Source organism: Streptomyces aurantiacus (assembly GCF_027107535.1).
Classification (GTDB): Bacteria; Actinomycetota; Actinomycetes; order Streptomycetales; family Streptomycetaceae; genus Streptomyces.
The window spans coordinates 106,597-123,655 of record NZ_CP114282.1; the positions used below are offsets into that span (position 1 = coordinate 106,597).

At 68.1% G+C, this 17,059-nt stretch carries 14 protein-coding genes; 10 read left to right on the forward strand and 4 right to left on the reverse strand.

Features of this window, described 5'->3' with window-relative positions; translation table 11 throughout:
• Positions 1-406 precede the first annotated feature (406 nt).
• On the reverse strand, positions 407-3,373 hold the full coding sequence (cas3, locus tag O1Q96_RS00455) for a CRISPR-associated helicase Cas3' (protein WP_269246294.1): 2,967 nt from the start codon (positions 3,371-3,373) through the stop codon (positions 407-409).
• Between the two features lie 194 nt (positions 3,374-3,567).
• Between cas3 and O1Q96_RS00460 the strand changes: the two genes are divergently transcribed.
• From O1Q96_RS00460 to O1Q96_RS00495, 8 genes are all read left to right on the forward strand, one after another.
• On the forward strand, positions 3,568-5,040 hold the full coding sequence (locus tag O1Q96_RS00460; protein ID WP_269246295.1) for a type I-E CRISPR-associated protein Cse1/CasA: 1,473 nt from the start codon (positions 3,568-3,570) through the stop codon (positions 5,038-5,040).
• A complete protein-coding gene (casB, locus tag O1Q96_RS00465; protein WP_269246296.1) occupies positions 5,037-5,576 on the forward strand; it encodes a type I-E CRISPR-associated protein Cse2/CasB in 540 nt (179 codons plus the stop codon). Before O1Q96_RS00460 ends, casB begins: the two co-directional genes overlap by 4 nt.
• Entirely contained in the window at positions 5,573-6,901 is a 1,329-nt protein-coding gene (locus O1Q96_RS00470) for a type I-E CRISPR-associated protein Cas7/Cse4/CasC (protein WP_269246297.1), read from the forward strand. Before casB ends, O1Q96_RS00470 begins: the two co-directional genes overlap by 4 nt.
• On the forward strand, positions 6,898-7,728 hold the full coding sequence (gene cas5e, locus O1Q96_RS00475) for a type I-E CRISPR-associated protein Cas5/CasD (RefSeq protein WP_269246298.1): 831 nt from the start codon (positions 6,898-6,900) through the stop codon (positions 7,726-7,728). Before O1Q96_RS00470 ends, cas5e begins: the two co-directional genes overlap by 4 nt.
• On the forward strand, positions 7,725-8,435 hold the full coding sequence (cas6e, locus tag O1Q96_RS00480) for a type I-E CRISPR-associated protein Cas6/Cse3/CasE (RefSeq protein WP_331276007.1): 711 nt from the start codon (positions 7,725-7,727) through the stop codon (positions 8,433-8,435). Before cas5e ends, cas6e begins: the two co-directional genes overlap by 4 nt.
• 410 nt (positions 8,436-8,845) lie before the next feature.
• A complete protein-coding gene (locus O1Q96_RS00485; protein ID WP_269246300.1) occupies positions 8,846-9,079 on the forward strand; it encodes a hypothetical protein in 234 nt (77 codons plus the stop codon).
• A complete protein-coding gene (locus O1Q96_RS00490; protein ID WP_269246301.1) occupies positions 9,079-9,351 on the forward strand; it encodes a hypothetical protein in 273 nt (90 codons plus the stop codon). Before O1Q96_RS00485 ends, O1Q96_RS00490 begins: the two co-directional genes overlap by 1 nt.
• Before the next feature lie 151 nt (positions 9,352-9,502).
• A complete protein-coding gene (locus O1Q96_RS00495) occupies positions 9,503-10,270 on the forward strand; it encodes a hypothetical protein (protein WP_269246302.1) in 768 nt (255 codons plus the stop codon).
• A gap of 434 nt (positions 10,271-10,704) precedes the next feature.
• Here the strand turns inward: O1Q96_RS00495 and O1Q96_RS00500 are convergent, their stop codons facing one another.
• Positions 10,705-11,928, reverse strand: coding sequence for a C40 family peptidase (locus O1Q96_RS00500; protein WP_269246303.1), 1,224 nt, complete (start codon positions 11,926-11,928; stop codon positions 10,705-10,707).
• Between the two features lie 711 nt (positions 11,929-12,639).
• On the opposite strand from O1Q96_RS00500, the gene O1Q96_RS00505 reads away from it, so the two are divergent.
• Complete coding sequence (locus O1Q96_RS00505; protein WP_269246304.1) at positions 12,640-13,026, forward strand: DUF6009 family protein; 387 nt, start codon at positions 12,640-12,642, stop codon at positions 13,024-13,026.
• A gap of 264 nt (positions 13,027-13,290) precedes the next feature.
• On the opposite strand, the gene O1Q96_RS00510 is transcribed toward O1Q96_RS00505, so the two are convergent.
• Positions 13,291-13,740 (reverse strand): DUF4231 domain-containing protein, encoded by a 450-nt coding sequence (locus O1Q96_RS00510; protein ID WP_143644703.1) that lies wholly within the window; start codon positions 13,738-13,740, stop codon positions 13,291-13,293.
• A 451-nt stretch (positions 13,741-14,191) separates the two neighbouring features.
• Here O1Q96_RS00510 and O1Q96_RS00515 point away from each other — a divergent pair, with 451 nt between their 5' ends.
• Entirely contained in the window at positions 14,192-15,565 is a 1,374-nt protein-coding gene (locus O1Q96_RS00515) for a hypothetical protein (protein ID WP_269246305.1), read from the forward strand.
• A 244-nt stretch (positions 15,566-15,809) separates the two neighbouring features.
• Here the strand turns inward: O1Q96_RS00515 and O1Q96_RS00520 are convergent, their stop codons facing one another.
• Entirely contained in the window at positions 15,810-16,997 is a 1,188-nt protein-coding gene (locus O1Q96_RS00520) for a phosphotransferase family protein (RefSeq protein ID WP_269246306.1), read from the reverse strand.
• Positions 16,998-17,059: the final 62 nt, after the last annotated feature.

The following is a 17,059-nucleotide window of genomic DNA, read 5'->3' on the forward strand; positions in this document are numbered from 1 at the left end:
GGAGCAGCCGGTCGGCTCGGCAGGCTGGTCGTCCGGGTTGGGGCCATCCCCGCAGGCGCGGGGAGCAGACTGCGTCACCTGCGAGTTTCCCTCAAGGCCGGGGCCGTTTTCACCACTTCCGCCGATTCTGTCATTGCGGTCAATCTCTACACCTATGCCCCGTCACGTTGGCGCAGTGGAAGGCGGGTTGGGAAGCCGGCGGCCTCACCATGGGGCCGTCCCTGCGGTGCAGGGTGCTATCGACTGTTTCGGTGCGGGGTGGATGGTGGCGGTGCCCAGGGGGGTGGCCTTTAGGGTGGAGGGGTCCCGCTGGTGCGGGTATGGCTCTCATAACTACAACGGAGTGCCATTGCCCCGCGTGTGCGGGGATGCGGGGTGTCTCTTCCTCTATTTCGGTGTTGTGCTGTCAGTGCTTGGAAAGGCCGGTGGTGGGGTTGTACGTGATGCGTCCGGCCGGTCCGGATATGCAGGTGCCGTCCGGGGCCAGGAGGATCACGTGCGCGCGGGTGAGTGTCGGCTCATTGGGGACCGGCCATGTCTCGGGTGAGGGCAGGGGCCGGGTGCCGCGGAACCAGGTGGCGGGGATGGCGAGGGTGTTGAGGAGCAGGTCCCGCTGTTGCTGCCGGTGGGCTGCTGTTCCGCTTGCTCGTGTGTCGGTGAGGTTTGCGGGCAGGGAGCCGGCGGGGTCGTAGCTGAGGCTGCTGTTGGGCTGTTGGTAGAGGCAGATGGCGGTGATGGATGGGTCGCCGAGGCGGGAGACGGCGCGGATGCCGGCGAGTCCGCCTTCGTCGCCGTCGCCGTGGGCTGTGCCGGAGGCCAGCTCTTTGATGCCGACGGGTGTTCGTTTCCGGGCGGTGTAGGGGTGGACGGCGCGGGCAGTGGCCTCGGCTTTTTCTGCGCTGAGGTTGTTTTGCCAGTTGGTCCAGGTGCGGTCCAGCAGTGGTGCCCAGGCGTGTTCGGGTTCGGGGCGGGGGCCGTAGACCGCTTCGATGAGGGTGCTCGAGTCGCGTGGGGTGGAGAGGTGTACGCGGTTGTCGGGTCCGCGGCGGTTGTGGAGTTGGCGGTAGGTCGCGGCGAGTGTGTAGGGGGAGTAGACGTATCCGTCGGCGTTTCCGGGTTTGCCGGGGGCTGGGGGTTCGACCTGTGGCAGGCCGGGGGCGGTGGGGTCGGGGAGGTAGAGGATCCGCATGCCGGGCTGGTTGCACCAGTTGGGGCGGTGGGGGTCGTTGACGGGGTGGCGGTGGACTCGGCCGCGTCGCTGGATGAGCAGGTCGATGGGGGCCAGGTCTGCGGTCATGTGGTCGAAGTCCAGGTCGAGGGATTGTTCGATGACCTGGGTGGCGATGACGAGGAGGCGGTGGGGGCGGTGCGGGTTGGGCTGCTGCTGGCGGCGGGCTGTTTCGGGGCCGGGGCCCAGCAGGTGGGTGAGGTGTTCTTCGATGGGCTGGCGGTGGCGGGGCATGAGCTGGCCGTGCAGGAGTATCAGCTCGTCGTCGTGCCAGCCGTGCTGGGCGGCTTGGGCGCGGACTTGCGCGTAGAGGGCGACGGCTGAGGTGACCCGGGTACGGATGACGCCGGTGCAGCCGCCGTCTGCGGCGTGGCGCAGGAGCTGGGCGGCCAGTTTTTGGGGGCCTGGGTCGTTGTCCAGCTGGATGGCGGTGTGGAGTTGTGGGCTCTGGTCGGCTGGGGGGCCAGTGCGGCGGAGGCGGCCGGTGCTGTCGACGACGGTGATGGGCCCGCGTTCGCCGGTGTCCTGGAGGGGGTTGCCCAGGCCGGTGCACCATGCGGTGGTGAGGGCCTGGCGGACGGAGGCGGGCAGGGTTGCGGACAGGACGACGACGGAGGCACCGGCGTCGGCGAGCCATTCGATGGCGGTGGTCAGCAGATCTTGCTGGTAGAGCTCGTAGGCGTGAGCTTCGTCGATGATGACGGTTTTGCCCATAAGGCCGAGCATTCTGAGGAACCAGTGCCGGGATTTTTGGGTGGCGAGGACGAGCTGGTCGATGGTGCCGATTCCGAAGGTGGCGATGAGGCCGAGGCAGCGGCGCAGGTACCAGGGGTCGAGGACGGCCCGTCCTGCTGGGGTGTGGTGTTGGGGGGTGTCGGCGGGGCGGGTGCAGGTGTCGAGGGTGTCCGTGACGAATCCGAGGAGGTCTTCGATTGCGCTGCCGGCGGCTTCGTCGGGCGGGGCGGGGCGGGCGGCGTCGATGAGGCGGTGCACGGTTTGTGTGGCGGCGGCTGTGCCATGCACGATCGCCAGATTTGCGGTGTCGGTGTGGACGGACCGGTTCATGAACGCTTCGATCTCGGCGGCGGTCTGGTTGGTGGCTGCGCGGGTCGGCATTGCCATGTAGAGGCCTTGGTAGCCGTTGCGGACGGCCAGGTGGTGGGCGCACCACAGGGCCAGGCGGGTTTTGCCGGAGCCGGTGTCGGATTCGACGATGACCAGGGCCGGGCCGGTGGTGGGCATGATCTGCATGGCTTCGGCCTGGAAGGGGCGAGGGCTGGTGCCCGGCCACAGGTGTTCCCACGTGGTGTCCGATGTGTGCCAGCGGTCCAGGCGCAGGCTGGTGAGTGCGGCTTCCGCCTCGGCGCGTGACTTTTTGAACCATTCCGCATCAGTTTCTGATGTTTTGCGGTAGGTGAAGTGGGTTTCGTTGGAAGCGATCCAATCGCTGAGGACGACGAGGCCGGTGAAGGCGGTCAGGGCGGAGGGCCGCCGCGGCTGGACGATGCTGATGAGCCGGGCGAGGTCGACGTCTGTCGCGGCGGCGACTGCCTGGACGATCTGCTGGTGCACCGGTGTCCACTCGGCCGGTGCCGCGCCGAGGGCTTTGCTGACGGTGTCGGTGTCCGGGATGTGTCCGTGGTGGCCGGCCAGGCTGTAGGCGACTGCGAGCAGCTGGCGGTGCGCATGGTGGTGGCAGTCGGCGGGACTGCAGTCGCAGCCTGTCAGCCGGGGCAGGACGGCGGCGGTGACGTGCTCGTGGCGTGCCCATCTGGCGGCGGCCCAGTCGGCGGGCAGGGGCAGGCCGCCTGCTCGTGCTGCCGTCTCCCACAGCCGGCGGGCTCTGCGCAGCCGGGAGGTGGCGTAGCGGCCGCGGCCGAACTGGCCTAGGAATGCGGGGGATGCCTTCCCGAGATCGTGGAGGGCCGCGTAGAAGGCGGTGACGGAGCGCGCCAGCTGTTCGTCGCCGGCGCCGAACGCGTCGGCGAGCCGGGTGCGCAGGGCGGGGGAGAGGTAGCGGTCCCACAGTTCCAGGGTGGTGGCGGCGGTGTCGAAGAGGTGGGCGGGCAGGGGGTTCCAGTCGGGGCCGCCGCGGCGGTGTGACGCTCCCCGCTGATCGGTTTTCGCCCAGGGAAGTCGATACATGACCGGTTCCTGATGTTCCGTCATATTGTCATCCCGTTCCGTGTTACGTTCCCTGCCCACAACCTTCAACCAACCATAAATACAAAGGAGTTGAGCTTGATCTGATGGCTGGTGAGAGTCACACCGGAGCCCCCCGTCCGCGTTGGGATGTCCGCACCGAAGCATGCACCCCGGCACTGACAACGGCGGGCGGCATGGTCACCCGCAGCACGGCCGAAACCCTGGAATCCGCAGACGAACTGCGCTGTGTCGCCGCTCCCACGCCTGGTGAGACGGTGGCTCTGATCGAGTTCTTCCTGGCCGTCTGCTACGCCTCCGGCTGCTATCCGGAGACCGAGGACGAATGGCAGGACTGGGTCACCGGCCGGCAGCCCCTCACGGATGCCGCTGCCTGGCTTCGCGCCCAGCCGGCACACGAATGGGACCTGTTCGATCCGGCCGCCCCGTTCGGGCAGAACTCGCTGCTCGCGCCGTTCCTCGACCGGCACGGAGCCGGTCCCGCCCAGCTCGTCATCGAACACGTCGGCGACTACAACCAGTTCTTCGACCACCACCACCTCGAGCACCCCGCTCCGCTGGCGGCCGCGGCAGCGTTCCGTGCCCTGCTGGCCCAGCACACCTACGGGCCGGGCGGCCGCGCCCGGATCTCGGGCAAGGAGACGCTGGGGCCGACCATCACCAATCTCGCCGTCACCCGCCTCGGCTCCCGTGTCCGGGTCATCGCCCAGGGCGACACCTTCGGCGACACACTGCGCCTGAACCTTGCTCCGTACCCGGACGGACCGGGAACGCTCAACCGCACGTGGACCCAGAAGGAACGCCGCGGATTTCGCACCAAGCCCACGGGCCGGCCCGTCGACGGGCCGGCCGACCTGCACTCCCTGCTCGGCCGTTCCGTCCTCATGCGCCCCGTCACCGGCCCGGACGGACAAGCAGCTGTGGACCAGGTGCTGATCGGAGCCGGTGAACTCCTGGCCCCGCTCGCCGCCCCGTACATGCAGGACGCCGTCTACGCCACCACGGCAGCAGGCGCCACGAAAGCCCTGTGGCCCTCCGCCACCCGCGCCCTGTGGCGCGAAGCCCACGCCCTGTACGCGGCAGTCGCCGACCGGAAAAAAGGCACCGACCTCTACGGCCGCATCGCCACTCTTCCCGCCGGCCGGAACGTGACCTTGTGGGCTGTCGGCCTGGTCGCCAAGCAGACCACCGCCATCACCTGGGTCTCCGACGTCTTCCCCTTCGTCCCCGGCCGGGAAGCGGCCCTGCGTCACGCCGCCGAAACCGGGGCACGCATCGCCGAACACGTGGCGGCCTGCCTGAACAAAGCCGCGTACACGGCGTGGGGCGTGGCCTACCCCAACCCGAAACCGGCCGACAAGAAAGCACAGCTCGCACGGTTCGACGCCCGCGGCGAACACTGGGCAGCCACCGCCCAGCCCTTCCACACCCTGCTGGACGAAGCAGCCGGCGGCGGTCCGCTCACCGACGCCCTGCGCGCCTACGCCTCCACGCTCCACACCACCGCCCAGCAGCTGCTCGAGCAGCGCCTGGCCTCCCTGCCCCCGAACAGCCGGGGCTTTCGCGCCCACGCCGAAGCAACCGAGCGCCTCAGCGCCGAACTCGGCAAGAACAACCCCGCACCCGCGAAGGAGGACGTACCCGCATGAGCACCAACGACAGCACCGTCCGGCCGGATTCCACCCCCGGCGACCAGCTCACCGGATGGCTCACCGGACTCGTCCGCTCCCGCGACTACGGCCAGCTCGCCTCCCTGCGCCGCCCACGAGCCCTCACCACCAGCCACATTGTGGCGGCCGCCCACGCACCCACCGAAGAACAGCGTGAAATATTCGAACAGGTTGCGTTCCTGTTCGCCATCTACCACCGGGGCGCCTCACGCCCCTCCTACGGCTTCGGCACCGTGGGCCTGGCCGCACGGCGCATCGGCAGCCCAGCCGCACGCGGCCCCAAAGATCCCGGCGCCTGCCGGCTGGTCGACCGGCTCGTCTCCAGCCGCCGCATCCCCTGGCGTCACCTGCAGCACACCGTCGAACGGCTGCGCGTGTGCGAGGTGCCGCCACCAGCCTGGCGAGAGCTCGTCGACGACCTGACGGCCTGGAGCGACAAAGGCCGGCGCGTCCACCGCCAGTGGGCCTCCGACTTCCACATCAATCCCTACACCCCGAAAGGGACGGCAAAGTGACCACCAGCGCACCCGCGTTCACCGGCCCCCAGTACCTCTCTTTGCACCTGCTGGAAACCGTCGTCGCCGTCCTGCCCGTACGGGACGAGAACGGCTCGCCGAAAGCCATCGTCTACGGCGGAGTCGAACGGCACATGATCACCAGTCAGGCGCGTCGCCGGGCCGAGCGCGTCCACTCCCGTAACCGGGCCAACGCCGGTACAGGGGCGCTGGCCGGCCGCACCACCGGTGTCCGTACCCGGGAGTGGGCCCTCATCACCGCGCGCGCCCTGAAGGACCAGCACGACTGGGACCTGAGCGAGGCCATCGTCACCGCCCGGGCGGTACTCGAAGCCCTCGGCCTGAAGTTCAGTGACCCGGCAAAGAAGACCGTCGCCAACCTCACCAAGGTCCTGGTGTTCGCACCGGCAGACGCCGGACAGCAGATCGCCGGCCACATCCACACCCACCGCGACGACCTCACCGCATGGATGGAGGTCTACCTCAAGGCCAAGGAAGGAGCGGACAAGCCGAAGGGGAAGAAGGCTGCTGAGACTGCCCCCGACGGGGACGCAGCACCGGGCACCGAGAAGATCCCTGCCTTGCCGAAAGCCACCCGTACCGCGGTGCTCACCGCACTCGCACCCCGCGACGCCATCGACATCGCGCTGTATGGCCGTTTCCTCGCCGAGATCGCCGAATCGCCCAACGTCGACGGCGCCATCCAGACCGCGCACGCCTTCACCGTCCACGAAGCCGAACAGATCGACGACTTCTACGCCGCGGCCGATGACGCCAAACTCGACCGGAAGAAGAACGCCCTGGACTTCCTCGACTCCGCTGACGACTCCGGCGCAGGCATGACCGGATACCAGTCGCTCATCTCCGGCACCTTCTACCGCCACGCAGTCCTGGACCGCCGGCAGCTGCGCACCAACCTGCGGGCCGCCGGCATGAGCCAGCCGGACGCCGAGGCCGCCGCCGTAGCCGCGGAGAAGGAGTTCGTCACCGCCTTCGTCGACGCCTTCCCCGAAGCGAAGAAGAACAGCACAGCCTCGACCGGCACGCTGCCCAGCCTGGTCCTCTCCTTCGAAGGAGACCGGCCATTCAACTACGCCGCGACATTCCAGAACCCTATCGACGAGATGGCAGACGGCCCCGCAGCGCACGCCGCCGCCCGCCGGATCCTGGCCCACCACGCATTCGTCGCCGCCCGCCGCCCCGACATCACCGCAGGCCGCGTCCTCACCTACGACATGGACACGCACCACATCATCAGCGAACTCGCGGCCAGCGGAGCCCTCCTGGCGAAGGAAGCCGCCACCGTCGAGGAGCTCATCGCATGACCTTCACCCTCCTCGCACGGCTCGCCGCCCCCCTGCAGTCCTGGGGGGCGGTATCCCGCTTCTCCCACCGCGACACCCACTCCCGCCCCACCAAATCCGCAGTCATCGGCATGTGCGCCGCAGCCCTCGGCCACGACCGCACCGAACTCCTCGGCCCACTCGCCGACATCCGCTTCGCCGTACGCGCCGACCGACCCGGAACACCCGTACGCGACTACCACACCGTCGGCGCCGGCACCTACCCCGTACGGCCCCGCGACATCATCACCGACCACCGCCGCGCCGCAGCCCTCTCCGCTTCCCTCGAAGCCGCCACCGGACCGTCGTTCGGACACCACCCCCTCAGCAACTGGTACGGAGCACCCAAAAAGATCAGCAGCGATCCCGCCTCCGGAACCCTGATCTCCGCAGAGCTCTCCCGCACTGCGCTGATCACCGAACGCTGGTACCTCGCCGACGCCTCATTCGTGGCCGCCCTCGAACACCCAGACCGTTCACTTCTGGACAGCATCGCCCACGCCCTGGAACACCCCAAGCGCCTGCTATGGCTCGGCCGAAAGTCATGCCCACCGTCCGGAACAATCGCCGGCGCTGTCCAAGCAGCAGCCCTCGAGGAAGCCCTCACCGCCACAGCCCTGCTGCCCGACGCCACCGACTCCCGCCCCTGGGCCTGGATCGAAAGCCCGCAAAGCACCACAGGCACCACGCCCATCACAGACCAGCCCGTCAGCTTCCATCCCGACCAGCGCTCCCACACCAACCGCTGGGAATACCGCACCCGGATCAGCCCCGAACCCACCGCTACCAAATGGGACGTGATCCAGTGAGCAGCACCGCGCACTTCGTCACCTCGCACAGCGTCCTCACACTCGACGCTCGGCACCCCTACACCGCCAAAGCGATGATCGACGCCCAGCACATGCACCGCAACATCATGAGCGGCTTCTACCACTGGGTCCCAGACGGACAACCAGACGCACGCGCCCAGATGGGCGTCCTGTCCACCTGGTCCGTCGACCTCAAAGCCGGCGTCCTCATTCTCGTCGTCCAAGCCCGCGTACCAGCCGACTGGTCCGGCATTCCCGCCGATGCCCTGAAGGACAAACCTCACACCCTCACCGTCGACCGCACCCTCAACACCGGGGACGTCGTGTCCTTCCGCACCGTCGTGAACCCCACCAAAACCATCTCACCGGGGAAAGAAGCGGTCGAAAACAAAATCCGCGGCAAACGGATCCCCCACACCGCCCCCCACCACGCCAAAGACTGGTTCACCCGACGCCTTCAGCCCGAAGGCGAACCGCCCACCGGCCCCAGCGGCGTGTCCAGGATCGGAGCAACTACGGACTCCGACACCCTCAACATCCAAATGCTCGGCAGCCTCAAAAGCACCAGCCGTAAAGGCTTGGTCGTCGCCCGCGCAGAAATCAAGGGCCGTCTCACCGTCACTGACCCTCATACCTTCGTGAACGCGCTGAACGACGGCATAGGCCGTGCCCGCGCCTACGGCTGCGGCCTCCTCCTCATCCGTTAAGTTTCCTACCCGCAGGACGGTCCCAACATGGTCCGGGACAGTCACTCCCCGGCTTCCCCCGCACCAGCGGAGATGGTCCCGATCGCCCTTGCGGGGACAACGGCGGCCCCGCTGCTCCCCGCACCCGCGGGGATGGTCCAGCGGGCGGCGACCAGGTGCCGGTCACGGTCGGCTGCTCCCCGCACCCGCGGGGATGGTCCCTTGGTGACGGCGGCCTTGATGGCCTTGTCGTCCTGCTCCCCGCGCCCGCGGGGATGTTCGGCCGACCATCGGCTCGTTCAGCGGCGGGCGACCCACCCGTGCCCAGCCGAGGGAGTCGCAGGACGCCCGGATTCTCCGGAGGAGTGCAGGGCCAGCCTGCCCGGCGATACCGTGGTGCGACACGCCAGTCCGCGCTTGGGGAGTCCTCGATGAGCGAACAGCCGACACTTGCTGACCACGCCCGGCAGCAGCTGGAGCCCGCGGCCGCCGACGGGCTGCGCGCGTACGCGGCCAGGACCCGCGCGAACGCCGACCAGTTCGCCGCCGTTTTGGAGGACATCGCCGAAAACGGGCTGCCCGCGGTGGAGGACTGCACGCCGTGGGAGGACCTGCGCGAAGCCCACCTCGCCCGCCTCGCCGCACAGCGCCCCGCCGTCGCCTGATGCCCCCACAGCACAGCCCACGCCGCGCCCGCATCGCCTTCTCCGACGCCGCAGCCAAGCAGCTGGAGAACCTCACCACCGAGGCAGAAATCCACGCCCTGGACCGCGCCCTGGTCGTCATCTCCGTCGACCCCGACGCCGGCGAACCGCTCCCCGGCAACACCACCGGCCCCCAACTGCGCCAGTACACCGACGAAGTCGAGCAGGTACGCGTTTTGTACTTCGTCACCGCTCTGCGCACCGTGGTGGTCGTGGCCTACATCGAGGTATGACGCGGGAACGGGCCCGGCTGGCGCGGCCGATCCTCGGGGCGGACCGGATCTCGGATCTCATCACGGTCATCATCCCCGCTCGGGAGTGCTCCATCGCTGTCACCGCTGCCTCCCAGCGGATCTCTGGCCGCGGGCGGACGATGGGGGCGAGATGGTCAACGAAAGCGGCGCGCAGAGTCTCCAGCGCTTGGTCCATATGCTCGACAGCCTGGTCGACCGGCTCGCCCGGCGCCTGGAGGAGCAGATGCGTCTGGGTGCGCCAATCGTAAACCCGGTGGGTTCGCTGGTCAGCCGGGCTCTGCCCCAACGCCAGGAGTGCGGCGACACGCTGTGCGATGAAGGCGTGCTGCTCGACGCGGGCCGCGAGTGCCCGCGGTGCGAGGACCGGCAGGCCGACCGCCGGGCCCAGCGCCACGCGGTCGCGGCCGCCGTCGACGCCGCAGTGCCGTACGCCTCGCCGGAGGAGCGCCGTTCGGCGACCGAGCAGCAGCTGCACGAGACCGTGACCGCCCAGGCATGGGGCCGCGAGTACCGGTGGGCGCAGGTCCGGGCCCGGCAAGCGGCGGCAGCCAAGGGCCGCGCCGAAGCCGCAGTTGTGCGCCCCGCCGTCGATGAGCCAGCTGCGCCGCTGGCCCCGATCGTGCCGTCCGCTCCCCGCCCTGCACCAGCCAACACACCGGAGCGGGAAGCCGACGGCGTCGACCAGGCGCCGCTGGTACTCGAGGAACTGACCCGCGAGCAGGTCCTGAGCTGGCGCACCCGCGCCGCGAAAGATCACCAGCTGGCGATCGACCGCATCGACCGGTACGGCGAGATGTCGGCACAGCGCCTGTTCACCAGAGCCTTCGTTGAGCAGGTGACCCGCCTATCGCGCCTGGGGCACGTGTCACTCGGCTACACCACCTGGGAACAGCCATGAGTGGCGGCGAGCTGTTAGGGGTCGACCTGGCCCGGGTCGCGCTGCGGGCCGCGCCGGAGACTGCGAGGAAGAACGGCGACGAACGTACGGCGCAGCCCAAACCGCGCACGACCCGGGTGATCCAGCACGACGGTCGGGGCCCCATAGGGCTCGGTGCCGCTGGTGACCGAGCGAGCCTGGTAGCTCCCGGACGTCGGCGCGTCCCTGCGCCCGCGGTGGGAGGTCATCGCGCCGAGTTCGCCGGGCACGTCGTCGCGGTCGGGTACGACGCAGACTCTGGTCGACTCACCGTGTGCCCGAAGTCGGTGGCCTGAGCGACGAAGCGGCGCCTGGAACAGACCATTGACCAGCTTGTTCGGTCAGCTCATGATCGCACTGGTCCGCGCGGCGCTGGGGCGCCTCCCTCTCCGTCGTCTTGCCGCGCTTACCCAGCATCATCGAGGGGTGGAGGGGCTGTCCGGCTCACCGTCTCCCACGGCGGCATGCAGCAGTGCCTCGCCCTCTCGCGCCCGCCGGGCGTACGGTTCGGCCAAGTTCGGATTGCTGGCCAGGTGGTGGGCGATGTCCGCGTAGATCTTGGCCAATAGGGCCACGCGTTCGGTACGTGCCGGTTGCAGCAGCTCTAGAACCGTGGCGAACTGAACCCCGTCCACGCTGTCGACGGTCCGGACCAGTTCGTCCAGGGCCGGCGGTGGTGGCGCCTCGCCTTCGCGGAGCATTCCCAGGGCGCATGCCTCGACGGACGCGCGTGCCTGCCCGGCCAGCTTCCCGGCGGCCAGCAGCAGGCAGGCGGCGATCCGGTGGGCCACGGGGGCGTCCCCGGGGTGGGGCTCGCGCGCGGACAGCGCCCAATGGCCATCGGCCAGCAGGACGAGCAGGCCCCACAAGCCTTCGGCGGGTGCGGGTTCGGTGCTTTGCTCCGCCTGGCCTGTGTCTCCCCCTTCCTGCGACAGCATCAGGAAGGCCGCGTAATGGCCGCCGAGCATCCAGCCGACCGAGGGCATCGGGTACTGGGCCTCCCGCACGAGGCGTGCCGCTCGGGTGAGGTTCACCCCTAGGACCAGGACGTAGCCGAGCGCCGCCACTCCCACGGCGTAGGGCGGGAAGAGCGTGAGGCCGGCGATGCCGAACGTGGTCAGGACGTCGGTGTAGAGCCGCCAGTTGACGGGGCTGGTGTCGCGGCCGAAGCTCAGCAGGTAGCCAGGGTTCTCCCGGCCGACGAGGTGGCCGAGTCCCTGGCGGATCGTCGATCTCCAGTTGTAGCGGAGACCGCTAAGCCCTGTCATGACGGTGCGCGTTCGGGCCTGCTCCTCCTCCGTCATGACTACGGGGAGAGACCGTACCTTGATCAGCGACTGCCCGTCGAGGAAGCGCGACAGGGGCTGCCGCAGCACTCCGGCCGTGGTCGAGTGGTAAACGTCTCCGTCACCGACATAGAGGCCCACATGGGAGGCCGCATTGTTGCTGATGTACATGATGAGCCAGCTGACGAGCGAGTGGCGGGGGTGAAACAACAGCGCTTCGACAGGCGCCGGTTCGGCGGATCCGGAGAAATTCTCCACCACGGCGCTCCGCCATCCCCGCTCCTGCAGTCGGTCGTTCCGGTAACGACCTTTTCCCCACCGGTACTGTACGAAATCGATCGCGGCGAAAAGCATCGTGATCCCCCTGTCGGTCACGGTGTGCGGTGCCGGACTTTCCGTGAACCGTCGTGATTGTGCCAGTGTCTCGACGGAGTCGGCCAGGCCTGCCTAGCATGTTGTGGCCGGTGACGGCATGAGAGCGGCAAGGGGGTGCGGTGTACGTCCTGGAGTGGACAACTGTCAGCTTGGGCACCGGAGTTCTCGGTAGTGCCGGGTACGAGGCGGCCAAACACGCATTCGATGTAGCCCGTGGGCGTAGAAGGCTATTCAGGTATCCGCGGATTTCCCGGGACAACGCGGTGCTTCTGGGGCGTGCCGCTGTCGCTGTCTACTGCGCCGAAAGGCGCCTCCCCGTCGATCAGGATTCCCTGCGGGAGCGCGACGTCGACGAAGGCCGTTCCCGTTCCTGGTACATGGTGTTCGAACAAAATACGGCGTCGGACCCTCAGCGCTCGACGCAAGCTCCCAGGGTCTTCCATGTCCGTGTGTACGGAAATCCGAACAGGGTGGACGTCGCCCTGGGCTGACGTGCACGGCCGGGGCAGCTGCACTCGCAGAAGCCGCTGCCCCGCTGGAGCTCGGCGGCCGCATCACGACGTGCGCTCGGAGCCAGGTCGAACACCAGTACGTTGAGGTCGTACGTTCAACCTGAACAGTTCGAAGTACTCCGCTTCAACGCGGCACCCGAACATGGTGAAACCCTCACGAATGGTGACGGCAATAGCTATGGGGGGAACGCACTTTGAAGAAACTGGCGGCTCCGGCCATGACCGATGCCATCGTTGGCGACAGCCTGCTGGTCACCACGACACCTGCCGCAGCCACCGACAGCTGGCGTGCTTACGGCATCACGAACCCGATCATCTCCACCACCTGCCCGCCCCCAACATCCCTGCTGCGCGCCCGGTCCCACCGCGCGCGCAGCAGGCTGTCCGGGCCGCGGGCGGCGGCCGCGACCGCATCCAGCACTCCCTCGCCGCGATCCTGGCACCCGTCGAAGCCGTCGACCCGCGCACCCTCACCGCTCGCGTCACGGGCTACAAGACCGAACGCTCCGAAGGCGGGCCGCCTTCCACCGCCTTGCAGGAACTCGGCATAACGCTGCCACTGTGACCATGACGCAGAAACGATTCGGGCAGCCCGATTCCTACCGGGGACTCCGCAAAAAAGAGGGCTCGCGCGTGTGAGCGGTTGCGCAATTCGTCTCTGTCCCTGTTTTTGTGATGCTGGCGCTCTGAACTGGGCATCTACCAGGTATGCGGTTCAACGGCTGGGCCCCTCTCGAAACCGGGGTCACACGACCTGGCCCGACTGAGCCTCGATGGACGGCGCACTGACCCTGGCACCTGGACGGATGGCCCCGATGCTGTCCTCGGCTCACGCTCCCCCGGATTCGACGGGCGGGGGCGGAATGGCGGCAACACGTCGCGTGGCCCACCGTTCCACACCTGAAGCGGTCAATTCCTCGACACGAGCGACGATCAACTGGACGCCGGCGTCGCGGTCGTACGGCGCGCAGGCATTCAGGTACAGCGCCATCTCGCGCTCGATGCCGTAGCGGATCTGACTGAACTCGACCCAGGCGTCGTGCGAACCGAAGAGCACACGTGTTCCCGAGGCGACCACGACGATCGCACCCAGTACGGCGATGACGGACGACCCCAGCCGCATCGCAACCGCTGCCGGAACGGCAGCGGCGCTGACGAGTCCCAGCAGCTCGGTAACCATGTACCGCCACCGATGGCGGGCACAAGCAGTCTTGTACCACTGCCATCTGGTCATCACCACGGAAGGCACCGTGCGCCCGTCCTGGCCGGCGACAACCATCCAGCGGGAGTCGGAGGAGTTGCTTTGTTCCTGTGTCAATCCGAGGCCTCCTCAAATGATCTGGCTCGCGCCATTCAGCTCCGCCACGGCGCCGTGAAGGGGCCGAAGGTCACCGCACTCGGCCAGGGCGCCGGCCAAATGAGAAGAAAGGGCTCACAGCTCGGCGAACTGCATGCCTGGCATGGTGTCAGGTTGCCCCGGCGCTACGGGCCCGATCACAAGATCTTCGACAGACCCGCAGTGCGCGACCGTCGACGGTTCTGCGACGGCGGCTTCATCCCAGCCGTTGCGTCCACTCCTCGATCACTCCTCGATAGCTTGCGCAGCGGACCCACACAGCCGTCGATCGGTGGATCCGGGCGCAGAACGGCTGTTTCCGTCCCTGCCCGATGTCAGTGGTGCCTCGTACCGTTGTTTTTGACGGTATTTCATATGGAGAGGCGGGTAGTGGGTGGCCAACGTGGTCTGGCACACGAAGCTGCGGATTTACCTTGATCTACGCAAGAGTGACCTTGATCATCCGGAGTACGAAGATCTGTGGGACATGGTCTACGGGATGGACAAGATGCTGGCGGCGCGGAATGTGCCGGTGGCGGAGCGGGAACTGCAGTGCGGGGGAGTGTGCCAGGAGGCCGGCGTCGTGGCGTGGATGCATCTGCGGATGCGCAACGGCCGGCGCGAGGCGGTCCACGAGCGCCGTGAGGACGAAGAGCGCCACATCACGCCCATGAGTGACGAGCACAAGGCGTACCAGGAGCGCATTTTGCGGGCTGCTGAGGAGGCGGGGTTCAGCGGCGACAGCGAGGTCCGTACCCGGGTGGGCCGCAGCTGGATCCAGACGGACACCTTGGTCGAGGGGGTCGACGGGCGCCGTATCGGCTGGGAGGTGCAGTTGTCCACTGCCGGCGGTGAGGGGCCGCGCAGTGTCCGCGCCCGCGCCGCGAAGGCCGAGAAGAACGGCATCACACCGGCCTGGCACACCGACCGGGCGGCCTACGCCTACCGCAACGACACGCAGTGGACCCGCAGTGACAAGCTGCCCGCCTACATCATCGCCCGGACCGGCGATCTGAGGGTCGTGTCCGGGTTCCGTGCCATGGACTTCTGGATCTGCGACGTCCACGCCGACTATCCCTGCCCGAACGGCGTGCGCCGCTGTGGCAAGGCTCATGCCACGCCCAAGCCGCGGGATGTCCTCTTCGACGACCTGGTGCGCCGTACGGCCGAAGGCAGCATCGTGCCGGTTCAGTTCCGCGTCGGTACCAAGGTGCACCGCTTCTGGGTCACCGGCGTCGACCGTGACCGCCTCGAGGACCTTCACGGTGACGACACCCGTCTGCCTCCGCTGCAGGAAGAGGACCGGCCGGCGGCCACCGCGAGCCCGAACCGCCCCACCTGCCGAGTCGACGCTGCCACCGCGACCGCGGCAGCGGCCCCGGTTCTGCCGGATCCTGCACGCCCGGCATCGTTGATTCCCCTCCAGCCCGCAGCACCGGCAGTCGAGACGACAGCTGCGCGTGCGGAGCACGGCATCTCTGGCAACGCGCTCAGCCCGTCGGCCGCTTCGCACGTCAGCGATCTCCGGACCGGCCTGCCTGCAAGCATGGTCGCCTTGCAACGGGCCTCCGACCGTGAACGCCGAAGGCTTGAACACTTGGAGGACCACGCCGAACGCACCGAACAACGGCGCATCTGGTTCGATGCCGCAGCCGCCGTGCAGGACGAGGTCACCCGTTACGCCCGGGCGAAGCGCCTCAACCGGGCTGAAGTAGCGCTGGAACTGCGCAGGGTCGTCGGGCGCTACCGCAAGGACGGCACCCTGTAGGGCGCGGCTGCTACGACGTGGTCGCGCTGCGGAGGGTGCGAAGCCCCGGTCGGCTGGGGAGGCTTGGGTTCTAGTGGTGGTCGCAACAGTCCAGCTCAAGTGGAGCGGAGGGCGGTGGCCTCTCGGCGGGGTGTTCCATGGGCTTCAGTCGGACGGTTGTCCTCATGGGTGGGGCCGCGCGGGCGGCCTTTGACCAGGTGCGGGACGGCGTGTGGGGTCGGCCAGGTGTTCGCCGTGGGGGACGTCAGCTTCTGGCAGTTCGGTGGGTTTGCCTCCGGCCTGTGGCCAGGGGCGAGGGTGCTGGGGTTTCACGTCGGTGCTCAGTTGGCTGGACTGTTCTGGGCGGCGACCAGGTGTCCGGAGAGGGTGCCTGCCACTGGTGCAGGAGGTCTCTCACCCTGGGCAGGCTGGGAATGTCCTTCAGTCCGAGGGGTTTGGCGGCATCCTCCAGCGCCCGGTGCACGCCCGACGCGGCCTCGTTCAGGCGCTCGTCATGGTCGTCCGGGTATGGACTCCATGCCAGGGAATTCACGGCCCTTATGACGTCGGGGAAGATCGACTGAGCCTGCTCGAAGGCGATGTAGTGCGCCAGGTCCGTGTCTAGACCCTTGAGGGCGGCTGGGGTGACCGAGTCAACGGCTCCAGCCCATGCATCGATCACCTCCTGTTTCTGGGACTCGGGGTATTGCATGCGGATCAGGTGTGTGGCGAGGTCGTGCAGGGGGTCGCCGTAGGTGGCGAGTTCCCAGTCGACTGCGATCAGGCGGGGGGTGCCGTGCTCGGTGACGACCAGGTTGTCGCGGTGGAGATCTGCGTGAAGCAGGCTGTACGGACGGTGTGTCATGCCTGGTACGCGCTCGGCCAGTCGGACCAGCACGTCTTCAGCAACGCCCAGGGCGTTGAAGAGATCGCCGTACACGGGCCAATTGGGCTGTCGGATTTGGCGGTCGGCCGACAGCGCCAGGGTCTGCAGATAGCTCTGGCTGTCCTCGTCGTCCTGAGGCCAGTAGTCGGGTAGCGGGGGCAGTGCTTCGCGGCGTACAGCGGTTGTCTGAGCCAGAAGGTGAGCTATATCCGAGATCTGCAAGGGGTCGACGGGTTTGCCGGCCGGGCAGAAGCGGGAGAACGGGGTGCCCGCTACGTAGGTGAGGACGGTTGCCGTTGCAGTTCTGGCCAGACAGCGCGGTACATGGGGCAGCAGGTCTTTCAGGGCTTCCAGTAGATCTGCTTCGCTGGGCCAGGTCCTGATGACGACACGGACGGATTCAGCCTGCGGAACTCTGACCAGGACAGGAGCGCCTTGCTCGGTCCCGGTGAGCTGCGCCGCACGCTCGGACAACGGGAAGACATAGTTGAGATTGTGATAGCCGTTGCTGGCTGCGCCGGACCGCTGGGCCTGGCAAACAAACTCGTCGATGGCATCGACTCTCACGGGCACGCTGCTCCTGGGGGGGAACCTAGAGCAAGACGTGCTTTCGCCAGCCGCTCATGTCA

What these genes read in the sequence shown, in the direction of transcription:
- cas3 (WP_269246294.1), bottom strand. Translation starts at nt 3,373, where the DNA reads ATGTATCGACTTCCCTGGGCGAAAACCGATCAGCGGGGAGCGTCACAC.
- O1Q96_RS00460 (WP_269246295.1), top strand. Translation starts at nt 3,568, where the DNA reads ATGGTCACCCGCAGCACGGCCGAAACCCTGGAATCCGCAGACGAACTG.
- casB (WP_269246296.1), top strand. Translation starts at nt 5,037, where the DNA reads ATGAGCACCAACGACAGCACCGTCCGGCCGGATTCCACCCCCGGCGAC.
- cas5e (WP_269246298.1), top strand. Translation starts at nt 6,898, where the DNA reads ATGACCTTCACCCTCCTCGCACGGCTCGCCGCCCCCCTGCAGTCCTGG.
- O1Q96_RS00485 (WP_269246300.1), top strand. Translation starts at nt 8,846, where the DNA reads ATGAGCGAACAGCCGACACTTGCTGACCACGCCCGGCAGCAGCTGGAG.
- O1Q96_RS00490 (WP_269246301.1), top strand. Translation starts at nt 9,079, where the DNA reads ATGCCCCCACAGCACAGCCCACGCCGCGCCCGCATCGCCTTCTCCGAC.
- O1Q96_RS00495 (WP_269246302.1), top strand. Translation starts at nt 9,503, where the DNA reads ATGGTCAACGAAAGCGGCGCGCAGAGTCTCCAGCGCTTGGTCCATATG.
- O1Q96_RS00500 (WP_269246303.1), bottom strand. Translation starts at nt 11,928, where the DNA reads ATGCTTTTCGCCGCGATCGATTTCGTACAGTACCGGTGGGGAAAAGGT.
- O1Q96_RS00505 (WP_269246304.1), top strand. Translation starts at nt 12,640, where the DNA reads ATGGGGGGAACGCACTTTGAAGAAACTGGCGGCTCCGGCCATGACCGA.
- O1Q96_RS00510 (WP_143644703.1), bottom strand. Translation starts at nt 13,740, where the DNA reads ATGGTTGTCGCCGGCCAGGACGGGCGCACGGTGCCTTCCGTGGTGATG.